We start from the raw sequence: 16,920 nt of genomic DNA, 5'->3' as shown, positions 1-16,920 counted from the left end.
GCGTGGTTTTCGGTTCCCTCACGGATCGAACACACAGCCATTGGCACTCGATCCAGGCGCCTCTCCCAGGCGCGGCTGCTTTTGTCGGTCATCGATCCGGGCGCCTCTCCCAGGCGCGGCTTGTCCTTGATTTGGGCGCCCCGCGCGGGGCGCGTTGATGGACTTTTTGCGAGTCCATCAACTTTGGTCTTCGGATCGTATCCTTTCGTCCGAAACAATCCTTCCGTCATGAAGTTTGATGAGCCGCTTGGCCCTCTTGATGACGTCGGGGTCGTGGGAGGAGAACAGGAAGGTCGTCCCGAATTCCCGGTTGAGACCCTCCATGAGATCGAGGAGCCCTTCCTCGGTGGCCGAATCCAGGTTGGCCGTGGGTTCGTCGGCCAGGATCACCGCCGGACTGGAAGCGAGAGCCCTCGCGATGGCCACTCTCTGCTGCTGTCCCCCGGAAAGCTCGTGGGGCTTTCTTTTCTCCAGTCCCTCGAGCCCGACCTTCCGGAGAAGCTCCCTGACCTTTTCCTTGCGCTCGTGACGTTCGACCCCCTGGAGCAGCAGGACGAACTCGGCGTTCTCAAAAGCCGTGAGGACCGGGACCAGGTTGTAGAACTGGAAAACGAAGCCGATCCGGTCCCTCCGGAGCTGTGACTGCTGCCGGCGCGAAAGCCCGGTGATCTCCTGCCCGTCCAGCCACACTTTCCCGGACGACGGCTTGTCCAGAGCCCCGAGCATGTTGAGCAGGGTGGTTTTCCCGGACCCGGAGGGCCCGGCCAGGACAGTGAAATCCCCGCGCTCGATCTGAAGGTCCACGTCCTGCAGGGCGTGAACCGTCACAGACCCCTGCTGGTAGTTGCGGTTGAGGTTTTCAGTTCTGATGATCGACATGGTTGGCCTCCGGACGATTGAATTTCAAATTTCAAGTTCCATAAAATGGTAGTCCCTTTGGACTTTGGACATTGGACTTTGGACTGCCTTTAAGGCGTAGTCCCTTTGGACATTGGACATTGGACTTTGGACTGCCTTTAAGGCTTCTCCATCGCCTCCACCGGCAGGGTCCTGGAGGCCTTCCAGGCCGGGTATATGCCCATGGTCACGGTGAGCAGGAAAACCAGCCCGCACAGGATGATCGCCCTTTGCGGCCGCAGATGTGAGCGCAGGACGGGATCGATGACGGTGCCGGCCAGGCTCCACTCCTCGGGAGACATCGCGCTCAGATCCCAGCCGTAGACTGAAAAATACCAATTAACACCCAGGCCCATGGCGAGACCGGCCAGGATCCCGAGGATGGTGATGAAAACCGTCTCGGTGAGTAACATCCTCATGACCTGTCCCCCCTCCATGCCCACGGCGGTGAGGATGCCGATCTCCCGGCGCCGTTCCATGACCGACATGAGAACGGTGTTGAGGACACCGATGGCGACGATGAGAAGGATGATGGCGTAGATCATGTACCCGAAGGCGTCGTCGATGACCACGTAGTCTCTCAGGTCGGGCTGGAGTGTCTGCCATGCGTAAAGATGTGTTGGACCTTCCGGGATCTGCGCGGCGATCCGTTGCAGCGTTTCCTCATGCTTGAAAGGGTTCCTGATGTAAAGAGCTATGGAGGTGACCCCTCCATTCATGGAGAGCGCTTCCTGGAGGAATGCCAGGGGGATCAGGCAGATGCTTCCATCGATGGCACCCGACCCGGTCCGGAAGATACCTGTCACCCTCAGGAGGGTGCTGGTGATCTCACCGGTGGCGTCCTGGGTGGTCAGAACGGCTTTCCGGCCCACTTTCAGCTTTAATCGATCGGCAAGCCTGGCGCCCACCACGATCCCGGCACCCGCGTTTTCGGTCAGGAATTCCCCTTCGGACATGCTCCTGCGAAAAATCGAGGCCTCGCCGGGTCGGGTCGGATCGATCCCCTGGTAGGCGACACCCTCCGCGCCGGCCGCTGTGGCCAGCATGCCATCTCCCCTGATCCGGGGAAAGGCCTGGTCGACGTCATCTGACCGGCCGGCGATCTCCATGAAAAGAGCCGGATCCTCAATGAAAAGGGTGTTGGAGGGAGATTCCAGGAACCCCTCTTTCTGGAAGGTCAGATGTCCCTGGCCGATGCTTACGCCGTTTTCGATCATCTGGAAATGGCCGCCGTCCCCGAGACCGACACCGAACAGGGCCAGGCCCGTTCCGATCCCTATGGCCAAAACGGTGATCAGGGTGCGGCGGAAGTTTCGGCGGAGGTTCCTGAAAGCGAGCTTGACGACCATCACCGCCCCCTTCCGATGGCGTCCACCGGGCTGATCCTGGTCGCCCTGAACAGGGGATACAAAATGACCACGAGGACGACGATGAACATGATGGCCACGGACTGGAAGACCGCCTCAAGGGTCAGGGTCGCGTACATGTGGGGATCGAAGGCGACCCCCACGAAGTCGAAGCTGCCGCCCATCCACGATATGTCCCAACCGTTCTTCTCCAGATGTAAAGACCAGAGGGATCCTGTTACTCCCCCCGCGGCGGCCGCCATGAGAGCAAGGAAGATCGTTTCGATGAGGAGGAGTGCGGCTACCGGGAACGGCCCCATGCCCAGGGCCCTCATTATGCCGATCTCTCTCGTCCTCTCGAACAGGGCCATGAGCTGTGTGTTTACGATACCGAGACCGGCGACGGCAAAGATGACGAGCAGCATGATGCCCATGCTGGAGGAACTGAGGCGCAGGTACTCGGACAGCTCCGGGAGAAGCTGTTTCCAGTCCTCGACCTTGTACTGTTCAGGGTCGAGGTGCTCCTGGATGCCGGCGCGGGCCAGGTCGAGGTTGTCGGGTTCGTCGAGCCTTACGGCGATCTCGTGGATCTTGCCGTCCAGGACGAGCAAAGTGGCAAGGTCGTTGATGTGCATGAAAACCCCTCCACGATCCACCGCTTCGCCGATGCTCTTGAACACGCCGGAGACAGTGAAGATGGCGTTTCCCAGGGAACCGTCGGCCGCCTGGGTCAGGACGATGATCTCGTCACCAGGCCTGACCGAAAGTGTCCTCGCGATGTTCTTCCCAAGGACCACTTGTTCCCGTGCTTCCGGTTCCAGCCAGCGGCCCTCGCTCAGGTGCTTATGCAGCTCGGTCACGTTACTTTCCCGGGCCGGGTCGATTCCCCACAGCTGCCCTCCGGCCGACTGTTTGCCGGAGCTGACGAGGGCCGTGGCAAAGATCCTGGGCGCGGCCTCACCGAAACCGGACGCGGCCGCGATGGCCTCGGGGGTTGACGGCATGGTGTCGTAGAGGGAATGGTCCTCAAGGTATTCCGGATGGTGGATCTGCACATGCCCCGTTCCCAGGAGGGTGGCGTAGTGCACCATCTGGTCAAGCATCCCGTCCATAAGAGCGTACCCTACGATCATCATGGTGAGCCCGAAGATCATGGAAAACAGGGTGATGAGGGTCCTCCTCGGGTTTCGCCAGAGGTTCCTCCACGCCATCCTGACGAGGGTCATCGCAGAAGGTCCTTTCCGGTGATATTGGCACGGGAGAAAAAGTCCGCGTCAAGGTCAAGGTTCAGATCGAGAGAATCGTAGGTGATCACCGTCCTCTCTTCCGGCTTGTCTTCCGGGATCAGGGTCATGACCGCGGGGATCTCCCTCTCGCCCATCATCCGTATATCACTGAATTCCATGGTCCGGGTGAGGACGCCCTCCTCGTCGTAGTAAAGGGCCCGGACGGGAGTGAGAGTGTCCTGCACGACGGAGATCTCGATTCGCCCCCAGACCACGGGGGCGTCGGGTTTCGGTACGAGTGTCAGTTCATAGATGAGCGTCCCCTCGCGCTCTCCCTCAAAGGTCACCTCGGCTTCATAGTCCTCCGACATCCTGCTCTCCTTGACCAGGTCGTCGTTGGTGAAATGGCTGCCCATCCAGTTGGCCATCATCATGGAGGAGGGGACCCTGATGACCCGGTTGACCCTTGGCAGGTAGTTCCAGATATCCTTGTCCACCTTGAGGGTGGCTACGCCTCTGTCCTTGGGAGGGTAGGTGATGACGATGATGGACCTGTCCTTTCCGAGGGACCACGCCTTGAGCTTCATGGACCTTTCGTAGTGCTCGGTCTTTACCTCCATGGTCATCTCGGCAAAACTGGACTCCCCCCGCCACAGGTCGTCGACTCTCTCCAGGATTTCGGTGGCCGTAGCCGCCACCGAAATCCTGGAGCTGAAAAGAACGAGAAAGAGGACAAGAATAAACAGGTACCTTGTTGAAATCTCGAACCTCATTGCGATATCCCTTCCGGCCGGTAACCCAGATTGCTTCACACGTTTATCAGTTCGCAATGACAGGGCGTTTGTCGCTGCGAGGCAAGTCCTGTCCGAAGCAGTCTCGGGAAGTGGGTTCCATTCACTTTTCACCGTTCAACTTGTACGATCTGCTTCCTTTCAATCTTTCTTGGAACCTGGAATCTGGAACCTGGAACCGATTCATTTTATGTCTGCCTCCAGCAGGTACCTCATGTAATATTCCACCTGCTCCCTGAGGTCGAAAACCCCGCCCGTGGCCAGGTAATCAAGGCAGATCCCGTCAAGGAAGGCCGTGAGGTTGACGGCAATCCGCTCGGCATCCTGGTAGCTTTCGATCCTGAACACACCCGCTTCCATCCCATCCAGAAGAATCCTCTCGATGGAACTCACACCGGCCCTGAACATGATCCGAAGGGTGTCGCTGAATTTCGTGTCGCTCCGCCTGGTCATGAAAAACTGGAAACAGGAGACCATGAGCCGGGGCATCTTCTCATCGGTGAGGAACATATCAACAAAGGAGTGGACGTAGGCCCTCAGGCGGCTCTCGGGGTCCGGGATCGCTTCGAGAGCCTTTTCCGTTTCCTCGGCCATGTTCTGCATCCAGAGGCGGATGGATGTGGCGATGAGGTCGTCCTTGGAGGAAAAATACTCGTAGATCGTGCCTTTGCCGATACCCGCTTCAGAGGCTACCCTGCTCATGGATGTGGAATCAAATCCGTGATCGGCAAAAACGGACATGGCCGCGAGGGCGATATCGTGTTTCTTGTTCTCCCTGTCGATCCTTCTCGCCGACATTGGTTAATACCGGGAGGAGAGAGGAGGCAGGGAGGAGGGAGGAGGCAGGAGGGAGGAGAAAGAAAAATGCATTCCGCCTGAAATAGTAGCCATCCTGGACCATCCTCCGCAAAGAGCAGCCAGTGTTTACCAGCGAGATTCCATTAAAAAAGATCAGCTTTATCTGGTTACGGATTACTGATTACGGATTACCTATACCTGAAATTTTGACCGACCGGTCGGTCGGTGTCAAGGAACAAGCGAAGTTTACTGTGAACCGTTAACTTCCAACAGCCACAGTTAGTCTGCCAGCTCTTCTGTAATCCTGCTCCTGGGCTGGGCAACGAGGACCTCGGGGAGGATGACCCTGTAGGGCATGCCGGGGTTGAAATCGGCCAGCTGGCCGGGGATGCCCGGTTTCCACGCGTGGCTGTTGCCGGCGAGGACAACCATCGTTTCCCCCGGGTTGTTCGACAGGTATTCCAATGGAGCGGGAGGTGCGTGTCCAGAGCTCATGCAATAATGAAATAAAGAATGCATGCCGCACGGGAATATAAATGAAAGGGCCCATTTATGTGTAATATTTATATACAAAATTGTTTCATATATACACAAAAACGGGCGTTGCCTTTTGCGATCCTGAAAAGGTGACAGATAACCCTTTGTAAATAAAAGATAAAACAACCTGTCACGCAGATCGTCGAAATGGTATGAAGCTTGCACTTCCTTTGGGATGCAATCGTTGTGACGATGATGGTGTGTGTCGTCACAGCGGCCTGCCCTGATACAGGAAACAGCTTATCCGAGACGGCAGCTGGTCAACAGGGAATCATGGTCAAGATTAAACGGAGGAACACATGGGAAACGGATTAGACGGAGTTATTCAGCCAATTTACGATGCGGTTATTGCGAGAAACCCGGCCGAGAAGGAGTTCCACCAGGCTGTCAAGGAAGTGCTCGAGTGCCTGGGGCCGGTCCTTGCCAAACACCCGGAGTTTGCCGAGCACAAGATCATCGAGCGCATCTGCGAGCCCGAGAGACAGATCATCTTCAGGGTGCCGTGGACCAACGACCATGGCGAGGACATGATCAACCGCGGTTTTCGCGTCCAGTTCAACAGCGCCCTGGGCCCTTACAAGGGCGGGATCCGCTTCCACCCCACGGTCTACCTCGGGATCGTCAAGTTCCTGGGCTTCGAGCAGATCTTCAAGAATGCCCTGACGGGTATGCCCATCGGAGGGGCAAAAGGCGGTTCCGATTTCGATCCCAAGGGCAGGTCCGACGGGGAGGTCATGCGGTTCTGCCAGAGCTTCATGACCGAGCTTCAAAGGCACATCGGTGAGCATACCGACGTGCCGGCGGGCGACATCGGGGTGGGCGGCAGGGAGATCGGCTACATGTACGGGCAGTACAAAAGGCTTAGCAACAGGTGGGAGGCCGGGGTGCTGACCGGCAAGGGTATCGCCTGGGGCGGTTCCCTGGTCCGGACGGAGGCCACCGGCTACGGCGCCACGTTTTTTGTGGACGAGATGCTCAAGGCCAGGGGAGACAGCTTCGAGGGCAAGGTCTGCACTGTGTCCGGTTCCGGGAACGTCGCCATCTACACCATCGAGAAGATCCACCAGCTGGGCGGCAAGTGCATCGCCTGTTCGGACTCAGGCGGCGTCATCCTTCACGAGAAGGGGCTGGACCTCGACCTCATCAAGCAGCTCAAGGAGGTGGAGAGGCGGCGGATCAAGGATTACGCCAAGTACCACAAGGATGCCGTTTATATGGAAAAGGGCAACATCTGGGATATCCCCTGCCAGGTGGCCATGCCTTCCGCCACGGAGAATGAACTCCACGGAAAGCACGCAAAGGTCCTGGTGAAGAACGGGTGCATCGCTGTCGGGGAGGGCGCCAACATGCCCTCCACCCCCAAGGCAGCCGAGGTATTCCTGAACGCCAGGATCGCCTACGGTCCCGGCAAGGCAGCCAACGCCGGCGGTGTGGCCACCTCAGCCCTCGAGATGCAGCAGAACGCCATGCGGGATGCCTGGACTTTCGAGGACACCGAAGTGAAGCTTCACAGGATCATGAAGAACATCCACCAGCTTTGCTACGAAACCGCTGAAGAGTACGGAGAGCCGGGAAACTACGTCGTCGGCGCCAACATCGCCGGGTTCATCAAGGTGGCCCGCGCCATGCTCGCCCACGGCCTCATCTGATCCGCACCTTTAACAAAGATATAAAAAATCTGCCCATCTTCGGATGGGCAGATTTTTTATATTTTGGTCCACCCGCATAACTTCCGGTCCAGGACCTCCACCAACTCGTAGAGGATCACTCCGAGAAGGCCCATCCCCACGATCCCCGCATACATGCTCTCGTAATCGAGCCGGCTCCAGGCGTCCAGGATGAAGAATCCGAGGCCCTTGCTGGTGGCAAAGGATTCCACGAAGAAAAGGACGGCGATGGAGGTCCCGATCCCGATCCGGAGGCTCGTGAGGACCTTGGGCAGAATTGCCGGCAGCACAAGGTGGATCGCCTTCTGCCTCCTGCCGGCCCCAAGGGAGCGCATGGAAAGGATGTGTTCCCTGGGGATCTCACGCGCCGCGTCCCGGGTGGCCACGAGGATCTGGAAAAAGAGGATGAAGGAGATGAGGAAGATCTTGGAACCGTCCCCGATACCGAACAGGAGGAGGATCAGCGGCAGGAGGGCGATCTTCGGTATCGGGTAGAGAAGGTAGACGAAAGGTGACAGGAGCCGGTCCGCTCCCTTGATCCTGCCCATGGCGATGCCAAAAGGTACTGCTGTGCCGAGGGCGAGAACGAGGCTCACAAGGACCCGGTAGCCGGAGACGAGAAAGTGACCGGCGAGCCGGCCGGTGATCTGGGAGAAAAAGGAAACGGCGACAGATAAAGGTCCCGGGAGAGACTGTGTGGAAAGCACCCAGGCGGCGGCCTGCCAGAGCGCCAGGATGGTGCCCAGGGCTAAAATGTACCCGGTCAAGGTGCGCTGTTTCCGGCTCATGCCGGGTTTTCCTGGCGGGTATGTTCCATGAGCCGGCGAAGCTCGGTGCATTTTTCATGGAACGGTCCGGTGAGGCGAAAACCGTGATCTCCCATGGCACGGTTATCCACCACCTGGGCGATGCGGCCGGGCCCGGCTGACATGACGACGATCTTTTTGCCCAGGAATACCGCCTCTTCGATACTGTGGGTCACCAGGACGAAGGTGAAAGCCCATTCCTTCCAAAGGGCAAGTACCAGGTCCTGGAGGGTCTCCCGGGTCATGGCATCCAGGGCGGAAAACGGCTCGTCCATGAGAAGAAGATCCGGGGATGTGGCCAGGGACCGGGCGATGGCTACCCGCTGCCTCTGGCCTCCGGAAAGCTGGGAGGGGAGGCTCTTCCTTATCTCCCATATCCCCATCTCTTCCATGAGTTTTCGAGTGGTCGAGAGGACCTCTCGAGGGTCCACGTTCCGCAGGGTGAGCCCCAGGGAAGCATTGGCGTAAGCGTCTTTCCACGGGAAAAGGCCGTGCTGCTGGAGAATGAGGCTGGTTCCCCGGCGGACTCCCGCCAAGGTATCGCCGCCTACCGATACCCGCCCCTCCGTGGGCGCAATGAGGCCGGCCAGGAGGAACAGGAGAGAGGTTTTGCCGCACCCCGTCGGCCCGATGATGACGCAGGAACCGCCCTTTTCCACCGTCATGTCGACGGCGGCAAGTGCCTGGTGGTCACCGGCCGCCGTGGAGTAGGTTACGCTGACAGAATCGAGGTTGAGCAAAGATGTTCCTCTCCCCGGAACTCACCGGTGAAACGTGAACCGTGAACCGTGAACCGTGATCAGTGAACCGTGATCAGTGATCAGTGAACCGTGAACTGTAAACTGTAAACTGTGAACTGTGAACTCCTATCTCTCCTCCATATCGATGGTGAGAGGTTTCATCCCTTTGTGAACCATCACGTCGATCTCTTTCGTGACCCCCAGGACAGGGTTGACCAGGGTCAGCAGCTGTTGCCCGATGGGCAGCTCGATGTCCCGGGGTGTTTCTCCCGCATCCTTTCCATTGATCATGATCCTGGCCCACGGTACGGCCTGGATGTGAACAGTTACCATTGGGATGGGCGTAAGCTCGATGATGACCTCTTCCCCGGCCTGGTCCCGCCTCAGTGTGAAACGGGTCCGGGAAAAGGCGGGCAGCTCGGCCCGGAACTCCGCTTCCCCTTCTTCCGACGGCAGGGAGACCGTTAATGGTGAGCGGCCCAGGAGCGTCCCTTTCATGAAGATGTCGGCCTGTTGGGGAACGGTGACGACGCGCACCCGGGCGTCCACCAGTTCTTCACCGGGTGAGGCCGGTACAGGGGTGGATGGTGGGGAGGAGATCACCTGTGTCGGTGGCGCGGATTGATCGGGTTGTCGAACAGGGGCGCTGGAAAAAAGGTTTACAAGGATGAGCAGGGCGGTCAACCCGGCAGCCGTTGCCCCCAGGACAGGAACCGTCCACGGCTTGCGGAGCCGTTGCATGGTTTGAGCGGTCGCGGCGGCGGTTATATTGCCCTGCACGGGAGCGGATGCCCTCTCGACCCGCCGGGCGACGGCTGCCGACGTGCCGGGCTCGACGTGTTTTTCCATGATATCGGCGATTTGAGCGGCACTGGCCGGGCGATCTTCGGGGTCGGCTGCAAGGAGGGAAGCGATAGCCGCCGTGATGTCCTTTGGCAGTTCAGGAATAAACTCTTCGATGGGCCGGAAGGATGCTTTCTGGACCGCGATGAGGGTGGCTGCCTCGCTGGCCCTTTTGAAAGGGTGGACACCGGTGAACAGCTGGTAGGCGGTGATGCCGAGGCTGAAGAGATCGCAGCGATGGTCCAGAGGTTTGCCGTCAACCTGCTCCGGCGCCATGTAGGCCAGTTTCCCCATGAGTGTGGCCGATGCGGTGATGTCGGCAAGGGAGGCCCTGGCGATACCGAAGTCAGCGATCTTGACCTCCCCGGCGTAGGACAGGAGGATATTGTGAGGGTTGAGATCGCGGTGAACTACCGGTCCGGCGGCAGGCCCTCCATCCCCGCCGCTGCGCGGACTGGAGTGGGCGTAGGCGAGTCCCCTCGCCACGCCGTGGATGATGTGAACAGCCTGGGGAAGAGGCAGGCGTTCCCCTTCGCAAAGGGTCCTGATCAGGGCGGCCAGATCGGCGCCGGCCACGTACTCCATCTCGATGAAGGGGGAACCATCCTGGATATCGAAACCGTGAACCCGGACGATGTTCGGGTGGTTGAGGCGGGCAGCCAGACGGGCCTCCCTGGAGAACCTCGTTCTGAAGGCGTCGTCCCTGGCGAGGTGAGGCAGGATGAGCTTGAGGGCAACCTCGACCCTGAAACCGTCCGGCCCTCCCTTGATGGCCCGGTGGACTTCTCCCATGCCCCCGACGCCGATGCGCTCAACAAGGGTGTAGTTGCCGAAGACCTTCTTCATGGGAGAAAAATAGCAGAGGAAAGGGGAAAGGGGGAAGGGAGAAAAGAAAGTGGGAAAAGCAAATGGAAAGTGGAAAGTGGAAAGGAAGGAGCCAGGAGGGAGAAGGAAGAAGGAAGACCCGGAATCCGCGATCAAAACCAATCGCGGATTTCGGGTGACCCGGTTGACTTTACTGTTGGCGAAGAGTAATTCTACCAACTCGTTTGATGGACATGCAAAATGGCTTCCAGAAGGCCTTTTACGAGGGTAGTTTGGTTGATATTAATATCATTCCGGCTCCCGGCTCCTGACTACTGATAAGGAATGATCAAAGGTGAGATCATGATAGATCTACATACCCACTCCACCGCTTCGGACGGAAAGCTATCCCCTTCGGCACTCATGGCTCACGCCGCCGAGGCCGGCATCGAGGTGATCGCCCTCACCGATCACGACACCCTCTCGGGTCTCGCGGAGGCCCGGCAGGCTGCCGGGAAGCTGGGGATCGAGTTCATTCCCGGTATCGAGATCAGTGCCGAGTACAACCCGGGGACCATGCATATGCTGGGCTATTTCGTGGACCCCGGGGATGAGAGCCTCATGGAGACCCTGGCCTGGCTGCGGGGCGGAAGAGACGACAGAAACCGGATCATCCTGAAGAAACTGGCCGAACTGGGCTGTCCCATGGATTGGGATGAGGTTGCCGCCCTGGCTGGAGGTGAGAGCATGGGACGCCCCCACATCGCCAACGCCATGCTCGCGCGGGGATACGTCTCCACCTTCACGGAGGCCTTCGACCGCTACCTCGGGAAAGGGGCAGCCGCCTATACCGACCGGGAGAAGATGACCCCGGAGCGGGCCGTCGAAAAGGTCCTTCAGGCCGGGGGCGTGCCTGTCCTGGCCCATCCCCAGACCCTCTCCCTTCCCGACGGGGACCTTTCAGACCTTCTCGGACGCCTGGCCTCCCTCGGGCTTGCGGGTGTGGAAGCCCACTATTACAGCCATTCCGCTGAAGAAACGGCCCTTTACGTTGCCTTGGCCGAAAAGCACGGTCTGCTGGCAACAGGGGGGAGCGATTTCCACGGGCCGGGGATGATGGAGACCCGGCTGGGTGTCGGCAGGGGCAACCTGGAGATCCCGAGATCCGTCGCCGACGCCCTGATTGCCCTGCACCGGGAAAAGGCAGGACGTTGACAGAAGAGTTTTTCGTGAATAGATTTAAACCCGGTACCCAGTACTCAGTACCCAGTAGCCGGAATGCAGTGATCAGTGAACCTTATATAGATATAAGCTCTTCGCGGTTACCTATCACGGATCACGAATTACCAATCACGAGATCTTTCCAGGAGAGATTAATGCCCACATACGAGTACCGCTGCGGCAAGTGCAAAGAGACCTTCGAGATCGTCCAGAGGATCACCGATGATCCCCTGGACGGATGCTTGAAGTGCGGAGGCAAGGTCGAAAGGCTTATTAACACAACAAACTTCATCCTCAAGGGGAACGGTTGGTACAAGACCGATTATTCCTCACCGGGTTCTTCAACCTCCAGTGAGGCCGGTTCGTGCGGCGACGAAAAGAATAAGCCGGCCTGCCAGACCTGTCCCGCCAACAGCGACTGATCACAAGCGGACGGATGCGGTGACCGCCAGGCGCACGGGGTGGAGGCTGGATCGAAATCGGCCGGACCGGAGCAACGGGCTCACCTCCCTCAAGGTCCAGCTGAGGATGGCCCTGGTCGTCCTCACACTTGTGATCGGCGGCGGCACCCTCGGGTACATGGTCGTTGAGGGATGGGGGGTCCTCGATTCCTTCTACATGACCGTCCTGACCCTCTCCACTGTCGGCTACGGAGAGGTCCATCCCCTTTCCTACGCCGGAAAGTTCCTCAGTATCCTTGTCATCGTCATGGGTGTCGGTTCCGCGGGTTTTGCCCTGGGCACCGCCGGTAACCTCATGATCGAAGAAAGGATCAAAACCGCCCTCGGGAGGAGATCCATGAAGGCGATCCAGAAGCTTCGCGACCATTACATTATCTGTGGTTTCGGCCGGATGGGGCGCATCATCTGTGAAGAGCTCACCGAGATGAAGATCCCCTTCGTGGTCCTCGAGAGCGGGGACGAGGTTCTCGAAGAGCTGGAGCGGCTCGGTGTCCCATACATGAAAGCCGACGCCACCAGTGACGAGGAACTCATTGAGGCCGGCATAGAAAGGGCCAGGGGCCTCGTTTCGGTGGTCACAGACGACGCCCAGAACGTCTTCATCGTTCTCACCGCGCGGGGCCTGAACCCCAAGCTGAACATCGTGGCCCGTTCGGCTGCCGAGGAGACCATCAAAAAGCTGGTCCGGGCGGGGGCCAACAAGGTGGTCTCCCCCTATTTCCTGGGAGGGCATCGCATCGCACAGGCTATCGTCCGTCCCACGGTCCTCGATTTCCTGGAAAACATTATCCAGAACAAGGAGATGGATCTCATCCTGGACGAAAAACGTGTCAGCCCCAAGTCCACCCTGGTCGGCACGACCCTTGCCACTTCTGGGCTGAGGAAGGATCTCAACATCGTCATTCTGGCCATCAAGGGGGTTACCGGCATCATGGAGTTCAATCCCAACTTCAACACCGAGATCAAGGCGGGTGATACCCTTGTGGTGCTGGGACACGGCCCGGATCTCGAGCGCCTGGACAAGGTCGCCACCGGATCATGAGCTGCGCCGCTCTCTACGGCCGGGCCGGTCTGAAAGACCTCACCGGTGACCTCGAGTTCCTGGACGCCCACGGGCTTTTCCCTGAAATATACCTGGCCGGGGAGCACCTCGACAGCCTTGACGACGCAGCAGTGGAAGATATGGTCAGGTGGGGGGAAGGCGGGCGGGAACTGACTTTTCACGCGCCCTTCATCGACCTCTCTCCCGGGGGGTTCGACCCAAGGGTCCTGGAGGTCACACGGTTCCGGTTCTCACAGGTCATGGAACTGGCCCGCCGGGTGGGACCGAAACAGATCGTTTTTCATCCCGGGTTTGACCGATGGCGGTTCGCCTGGCGTGAGGAGTTGTGGCTCACCAACAGCCTGCGAATCTGGGGCGAACTGTTGGAGTCGGCAGAGAAGGCCGGCACCCGTGTCTGTCTCGAAAACGTTTTTGACACCCGTCCCGATCACCTTGGAGCACTGAGGGATCGCCTGGGTGAGGAACTTGGTTTTTGCCTGGACACTGGACATCTCCTTCTCTTTTCGGAGGTGACCCTCGGCGACTGGCTGGACGTGTTCGGAAACGGTCTTGCCGAACTCCACCTCCACGACAACGACAGGCAGCGGGATCTTCACCTGCCGGTGGGAGAGGGGGAGTTCGACTTCCGGGCCCTTTGCCGTGAGGTGGCGGCCCGCAGCCTGGATCCCGTGGTGGTCCTCGAGCACCACAGCCGTGAGGAAACGGCCCGGTCTCTCCTGAATTTCCAACAGCTTCTTCAGGGAATCTGAAGAAGCTGTTGGAAATTAGGTTCATCGGAGAAAATCTGCTTGTCACGGCGACTTGTCACGGCGTCTTGTCACGGCGTCTTGTCACGGCGTAGTTCGAAGAACGAAGACGGAAGTTCGAAGAACGAAGACGGAAGTCCGAAGAACGAAGACGGATCAGGTACGCATTAACCGGATGAGCCAAAAAATGAAAGATTGTTCAAATATCTCCTCTAAAAGAATGTCCCCGGTATCGTGGGACATTCTTTTAGGAAAGGTTCAAAAACCGTCCCGGTACCTGGGTATCGAGATCAACTCCGTCCACAAGAAAGCCGGCGAGGTCCGGTTGAGGGCTGCCCTCGTTTTTCCCGACCTTTACGAGGTGGGCATGTCCCATCTGGGGACCCAGATCCTCTACAGCATCGGCAATCTTCTGGAAGGGGTGCAGGTCGAAAGGGTCTTCCTCCCCGAAGGGGACATGCTTGATCTGCTCAGGTCCGAGGGGCTCGATCTTGCCACCCTCGAATCCAGGACGCCGCTGGCAAAGTGCCATCTCCTCGGAGTGACCCTGCAGTCGGAACTGACTTATACCAACATCCTCACCGTCCTGGATGCGGCCGGCATCCCTCACAAGGCCGGTGAGCGCAACGAGGATCACCCCATCATCATCGGCGGAGGGCCATGCGTATTCAACCCGGAACCGCTGGCTGACTTTTTCGACCTGTTCTACCTGGGTGACGGGGAACGTCAGTGGCTGGCCATGCTGCGGACCGCCCTCGAGAGCCGTGATCGCGGTTGGAGCCGGACGGTGACCATGTCCGCCATCAGGGAACTCGACGGCGTTTACGATCCGGCTGATTATCTCCCGGAATACAACGAAGACGGAACGATCCGGGCCATTGCAGGACCCGAAGGTGCGGGACTGGTCCTGGCGAGCACCGTAGAGGATCTCGACGAGATCCTGCCGATCTCGGCTTTCATGGTTCCGTTCCTGCCCCCCATCCACGATCGGGTCAACATTGAGGCCACCCGGGGCTGCACCAGGGGATGCCGTTTCTGCCATGCGGGGATGGTCACGCGTCCTGTCAGGGAGCGTACCGTGGCCTCCGTCCTGGAAACGGCCGATGTGGCCCTTACCGCCACAGGGTACGAGGACCTTGCCCTCACCAGCCTGAGCATCGGTGACTTTGGTCCCCTCGACGAAGTGCTCGGTTCCCTCATGGACCGTTACGGCCAGGAACGGGTTTCCATCTCCCTGCCTTCCATGCGCATCGGGGGGCTGACCCAGGAAGTGGCCCGCCAGATCCTCCGGGTCCGCAGGACAGGGTTCACCCTGGCTCCGGAAGCCGGTACTGACAGGCTCCGACGTGTCCTCAACAAGGGGTTTTCTGACGACGAGATCCTTCGGACGGCGGGCTGGGTGTTCGAAAACGGATGGGAGGCTGTCAAACTGTATTTCATGATCGGTCTGCCCACCGAAACAGACGAGGACCTTGACGGGATCGTCGGACTGGTCAACTCTATCGCAGAAAACGCGCCCGGCAATGCGCGGATCACCGCCAACATCTCCCCCTTCGTTCCCAAGGCTCACACTCCCTTCCAGTGGGCATCCCAGGAGCCTGAACCGGAACTCAAAAGGAGACTCGACTATCTCAAGGGCAGGCTCCGCGGCCGGAAGATCCAGGTGCGGTGGAGCCGCACGGACCAGGCTCTCCTCGAAGCCGCCTTGGCAAGGGGTGATCGCAGGATGTCATCCGTCATTGAGGCCGCATGGCGCAGCGGTGCGGTGAGGGACGGGTGGGAAGAGCATTTCAAATGGGAAAGGTGGCGGTCTGCCTTTGTGAAGGTCGGACTGGATCCGGCCTGGTACGCATCCCGCCAAAGGGATGAATCAGAGGTGATGCCATGGGATCACCTGTCCGCAGGCGTCACGAAAGATTTCCTCCTCGCAGAGTACCGCAAGGGGATCCGGGGAGAGGTGACCCCGGATTGCCGGGATGAGGGGTGCCAGGGCTGCGGGGCGTGCACAACCGAGCAGATGGCAAACCTTCCCCCGATCCGCCTGGCAACCGGGCCTGACGGGCCGGGAGAAGAGGTTCCGGAGGCCTCTGACCCCATGAGGGAGGCGGACCGCCCGATCCGCAGGGTCAGGACTGTTTTCGAGCGTACCGGGGACATCAGGTTCCTTGGCCACCTCGAGATGGTGCGGCTGTTCGAGCGTGCCTGCCGCAGGGCGTCTATTCCACTCGCCTTTACGGGGGGCTACAGCCCGAAACCGAGGATCAACTTCGCTCTCTCGCTGCCCACCGCTACAGAGGCCCTGGCCGAATGGCTGGATCTGGAACTCAACCTGGCCATGCCTTCTGATGAACTGATGGAAAAGGTCAACCTGCAGCTTCCGGACGGTGTCCGCATCCTGGCCGCGTGGAAAACGTCACTGGACGGGGCGGCACTCAACGGACGGGTCCGGTCCATGGAATACACCGCCGGGCTTCCGGAACCGGCCGACGGGCTTGAGAAACTGGTTAGCCGTTTCATGGAGCAAGACATCATCGAGGTCGTCAGGGTGAGAAAGGGCAAGGAGAAGACCGTGGATCTCAAAGAGTTCATCCTGTCCATGGAAGCGACAGACGACCGGTCCCTGAAATTTTCCCTCGCCCTCAAGGGGGAGGCGGGCAGTGCCCGTCCCGCTGAGGTGCTGGGCGCCCTGCTGGGTTTTGAAGATGACGAGATGCACGGAGTTCGTCTGACGCGGACGAGACTGTCTTTCGCCCTGACGGAAACCGGCAGCGGCGACCGCCCTGGATGGTCCAGGATCTGGGATTAGGAGAGAAACGTGAACATTGATGACTTCGCAAAAAGTCATCAATGCGCCCCGCGCGGGGCGCCCAAATCAATGACAAGCCGCGCCTGGGAGAGGCGCCCGGATCGATGACCGGCAAAAGCAGCCGCGCCTGGGAGAGGCGCCCGGATCGAGTGCCAATGGCTGTGTGTT

15 protein-coding genes are annotated in these 16,920 nt (G+C 59.3%); 6 read left to right on the top strand and 9 right to left on the bottom strand.

Annotation, left to right across the window (positions count from 1 at the left end):
* Positions 1-177: 177 nt before the first annotated feature.
* From P1S46_07215 to P1S46_07190, 6 genes are all read right to left on the bottom strand, one after another.
* On the bottom strand, positions 178-879 hold the full coding sequence (locus P1S46_07215) for an ABC transporter ATP-binding protein (GenBank protein ID MDF1536275.1): 702 nt from the start codon (positions 877-879) through the stop codon (positions 178-180).
* Positions 880-1,016: 137 nt separating this feature from the next.
* A complete protein-coding gene (locus P1S46_07210; protein MDF1536274.1) occupies positions 1,017-2,246 on the bottom strand; it encodes an FtsX-like permease family protein in 1,230 nt (409 codons plus the stop codon).
* A complete protein-coding gene (locus P1S46_07205; GenBank protein ID MDF1536273.1) occupies positions 2,246-3,469 on the bottom strand; it encodes an ABC transporter permease in 1,224 nt (407 codons plus the stop codon). Before P1S46_07205 ends, P1S46_07210 begins: the two co-directional genes overlap by 1 nt.
* Positions 3,466-4,242, bottom strand: coding sequence for an outer membrane lipoprotein-sorting protein (locus tag P1S46_07200; protein ID MDF1536272.1), 777 nt, complete (start codon positions 4,240-4,242; stop codon positions 3,466-3,468). The genes P1S46_07205 and P1S46_07200 overlap by 4 nt, the downstream gene beginning before the upstream one ends.
* A gap of 201 nt (positions 4,243-4,443) precedes the next feature.
* Positions 4,444-5,058 (bottom strand): TetR/AcrR family transcriptional regulator, encoded by a 615-nt coding sequence (locus tag P1S46_07195; protein ID MDF1536271.1) that lies wholly within the window; start codon positions 5,056-5,058, stop codon positions 4,444-4,446.
* A gap of 279 nt (positions 5,059-5,337) precedes the next feature.
* Positions 5,338-5,490 carry a hypothetical protein gene (locus P1S46_07190; GenBank protein ID MDF1536270.1) on the bottom strand — a complete coding sequence of 51 codons (153 nt, stop codon included), beginning with the start codon at positions 5,488-5,490 and terminating at the stop codon, positions 5,338-5,340.
* 404 nt (positions 5,491-5,894) lie between these two features.
* Between P1S46_07190 and gdhA the strand changes: the two genes are divergently transcribed.
* Positions 5,895-7,244, top strand: coding sequence for an NADP-specific glutamate dehydrogenase (gene gdhA, locus P1S46_07185; GenBank protein ID MDF1536269.1), 1,350 nt, complete (start codon positions 5,895-5,897; stop codon positions 7,242-7,244).
* Positions 7,245-7,300: 56 nt separating this feature from the next.
* On the opposite strand, the gene P1S46_07180 is transcribed toward gdhA, so the two are convergent.
* The 3 genes from P1S46_07180 to P1S46_07170 form a co-directional block, all read right to left on the bottom strand.
* The gene (locus tag P1S46_07180; GenBank protein MDF1536268.1) at positions 7,301-8,050 is read right to left on the bottom strand and encodes an ABC transporter permease; all 750 of its coding nucleotides are present in this window, start codon (positions 8,048-8,050) and stop codon (positions 7,301-7,303) included.
* Complete coding sequence (locus P1S46_07175; protein MDF1536267.1) at positions 8,047-8,808, bottom strand: ABC transporter ATP-binding protein; 762 nt, start codon at positions 8,806-8,808, stop codon at positions 8,047-8,049. Before P1S46_07175 ends, P1S46_07180 begins: the two co-directional genes overlap by 4 nt.
* Before the next feature lie 126 nt (positions 8,809-8,934).
* Positions 8,935-10,497 carry a serine/threonine-protein kinase gene (locus P1S46_07170; protein MDF1536266.1) on the bottom strand — a complete coding sequence of 521 codons (1,563 nt, stop codon included), beginning with the start codon at positions 10,495-10,497 and terminating at the stop codon, positions 8,935-8,937.
* A 321-nt stretch (positions 10,498-10,818) separates the two neighbouring features.
* Between P1S46_07170 and P1S46_07165 the strand changes: the two genes are divergently transcribed.
* From P1S46_07165 to P1S46_07145, 5 genes are all read left to right on the top strand, one after another.
* Entirely contained in the window at positions 10,819-11,670 is an 852-nt protein-coding gene (locus tag P1S46_07165) for a PHP domain-containing protein (protein ID MDF1536265.1), read from the top strand.
* Positions 11,671-11,831: 161 nt separating this feature from the next.
* A complete protein-coding gene (locus tag P1S46_07160; GenBank protein MDF1536264.1) occupies positions 11,832-12,098 on the top strand; it encodes a zinc ribbon domain-containing protein in 267 nt (88 codons plus the stop codon).
* Between the two features lie 19 nt (positions 12,099-12,117).
* Positions 12,118-13,179 (top strand): potassium channel protein, encoded by a 1,062-nt coding sequence (locus tag P1S46_07155; GenBank protein MDF1536263.1) that lies wholly within the window; start codon positions 12,118-12,120, stop codon positions 13,177-13,179.
* On the top strand, positions 13,176-13,949 hold the full coding sequence (locus P1S46_07150) for a sugar phosphate isomerase/epimerase (GenBank protein MDF1536262.1): 774 nt from the start codon (positions 13,176-13,178) through the stop codon (positions 13,947-13,949). Before P1S46_07155 ends, P1S46_07150 begins: the two co-directional genes overlap by 4 nt.
* Positions 13,950-14,133: 184 nt before the next feature.
* Positions 14,134-16,752 carry a TIGR03960 family B12-binding radical SAM protein gene (locus tag P1S46_07145; GenBank protein MDF1536261.1) on the top strand — a complete coding sequence of 873 codons (2,619 nt, stop codon included), beginning with the start codon at positions 14,134-14,136 and terminating at the stop codon, positions 16,750-16,752.
* Positions 16,753-16,920: the final 168 nt, after the last annotated feature.

The organism is bacterium, from assembly GCA_029210545.1.
In the GTDB taxonomy this organism is placed as follows: Bacteria; BMS3Abin14; BMS3Abin14; order BMS3Abin14; family BMS3Abin14; genus JARGFV01.
The sequence above is the reverse complement of the archived record's forward strand: the minus strand, read 5'-3'. Positions and strand labels throughout refer to the sequence as shown.

What these genes read in the sequence shown, in the direction of transcription:
- P1S46_07210 (MDF1536274.1), bottom strand. Translation starts at nt 2,246, where the DNA reads ATGGTCGTCAAGCTCGCTTTCAGGAACCTCCGCCGAAACTTCCGCCGC.
- P1S46_07190 (MDF1536270.1), bottom strand. Translation starts at nt 5,490, where the DNA reads ATGGTTGTCCTCGCCGGCAACAGCCACGCGTGGAAACCGGGCATCCCC.
- P1S46_07170 (MDF1536266.1), bottom strand. Translation starts at nt 10,497, where the DNA reads ATGAAGAAGGTCTTCGGCAACTACACCCTTGTTGAGCGCATCGGCGTC.
- P1S46_07180 (MDF1536268.1), bottom strand. Translation starts at nt 8,050, where the DNA reads ATGAGCCGGAAACAGCGCACCTTGACCGGGTACATTTTAGCCCTGGGC.
- P1S46_07195 (MDF1536271.1), bottom strand. Translation starts at nt 5,058, where the DNA reads ATGTCGGCGAGAAGGATCGACAGGGAGAACAAGAAACACGATATCGCC.
- P1S46_07160 (MDF1536264.1), top strand. Translation starts at nt 11,832, where the DNA reads ATGCCCACATACGAGTACCGCTGCGGCAAGTGCAAAGAGACCTTCGAG.
- P1S46_07165 (MDF1536265.1), top strand. Translation starts at nt 10,819, where the DNA reads ATGATAGATCTACATACCCACTCCACCGCTTCGGACGGAAAGCTATCC.
- P1S46_07215 (MDF1536275.1), bottom strand. Translation starts at nt 879, where the DNA reads ATGTCGATCATCAGAACTGAAAACCTCAACCGCAACTACCAGCAGGGG.
- gdhA (MDF1536269.1), top strand. Translation starts at nt 5,895, where the DNA reads ATGGGAAACGGATTAGACGGAGTTATTCAGCCAATTTACGATGCGGTT.
- P1S46_07205 (MDF1536273.1), bottom strand. Translation starts at nt 3,469, where the DNA reads ATGACCCTCGTCAGGATGGCGTGGAGGAACCTCTGGCGAAACCCGAGG.
- P1S46_07200 (MDF1536272.1), bottom strand. Translation starts at nt 4,242, where the DNA reads ATGAGGTTCGAGATTTCAACAAGGTACCTGTTTATTCTTGTCCTCTTT.
- P1S46_07145 (MDF1536261.1), top strand. Translation starts at nt 14,134, where the DNA reads ATGAAAGATTGTTCAAATATCTCCTCTAAAAGAATGTCCCCGGTATCG.
- P1S46_07150 (MDF1536262.1), top strand. Translation starts at nt 13,176, where the DNA reads ATGAGCTGCGCCGCTCTCTACGGCCGGGCCGGTCTGAAAGACCTCACC.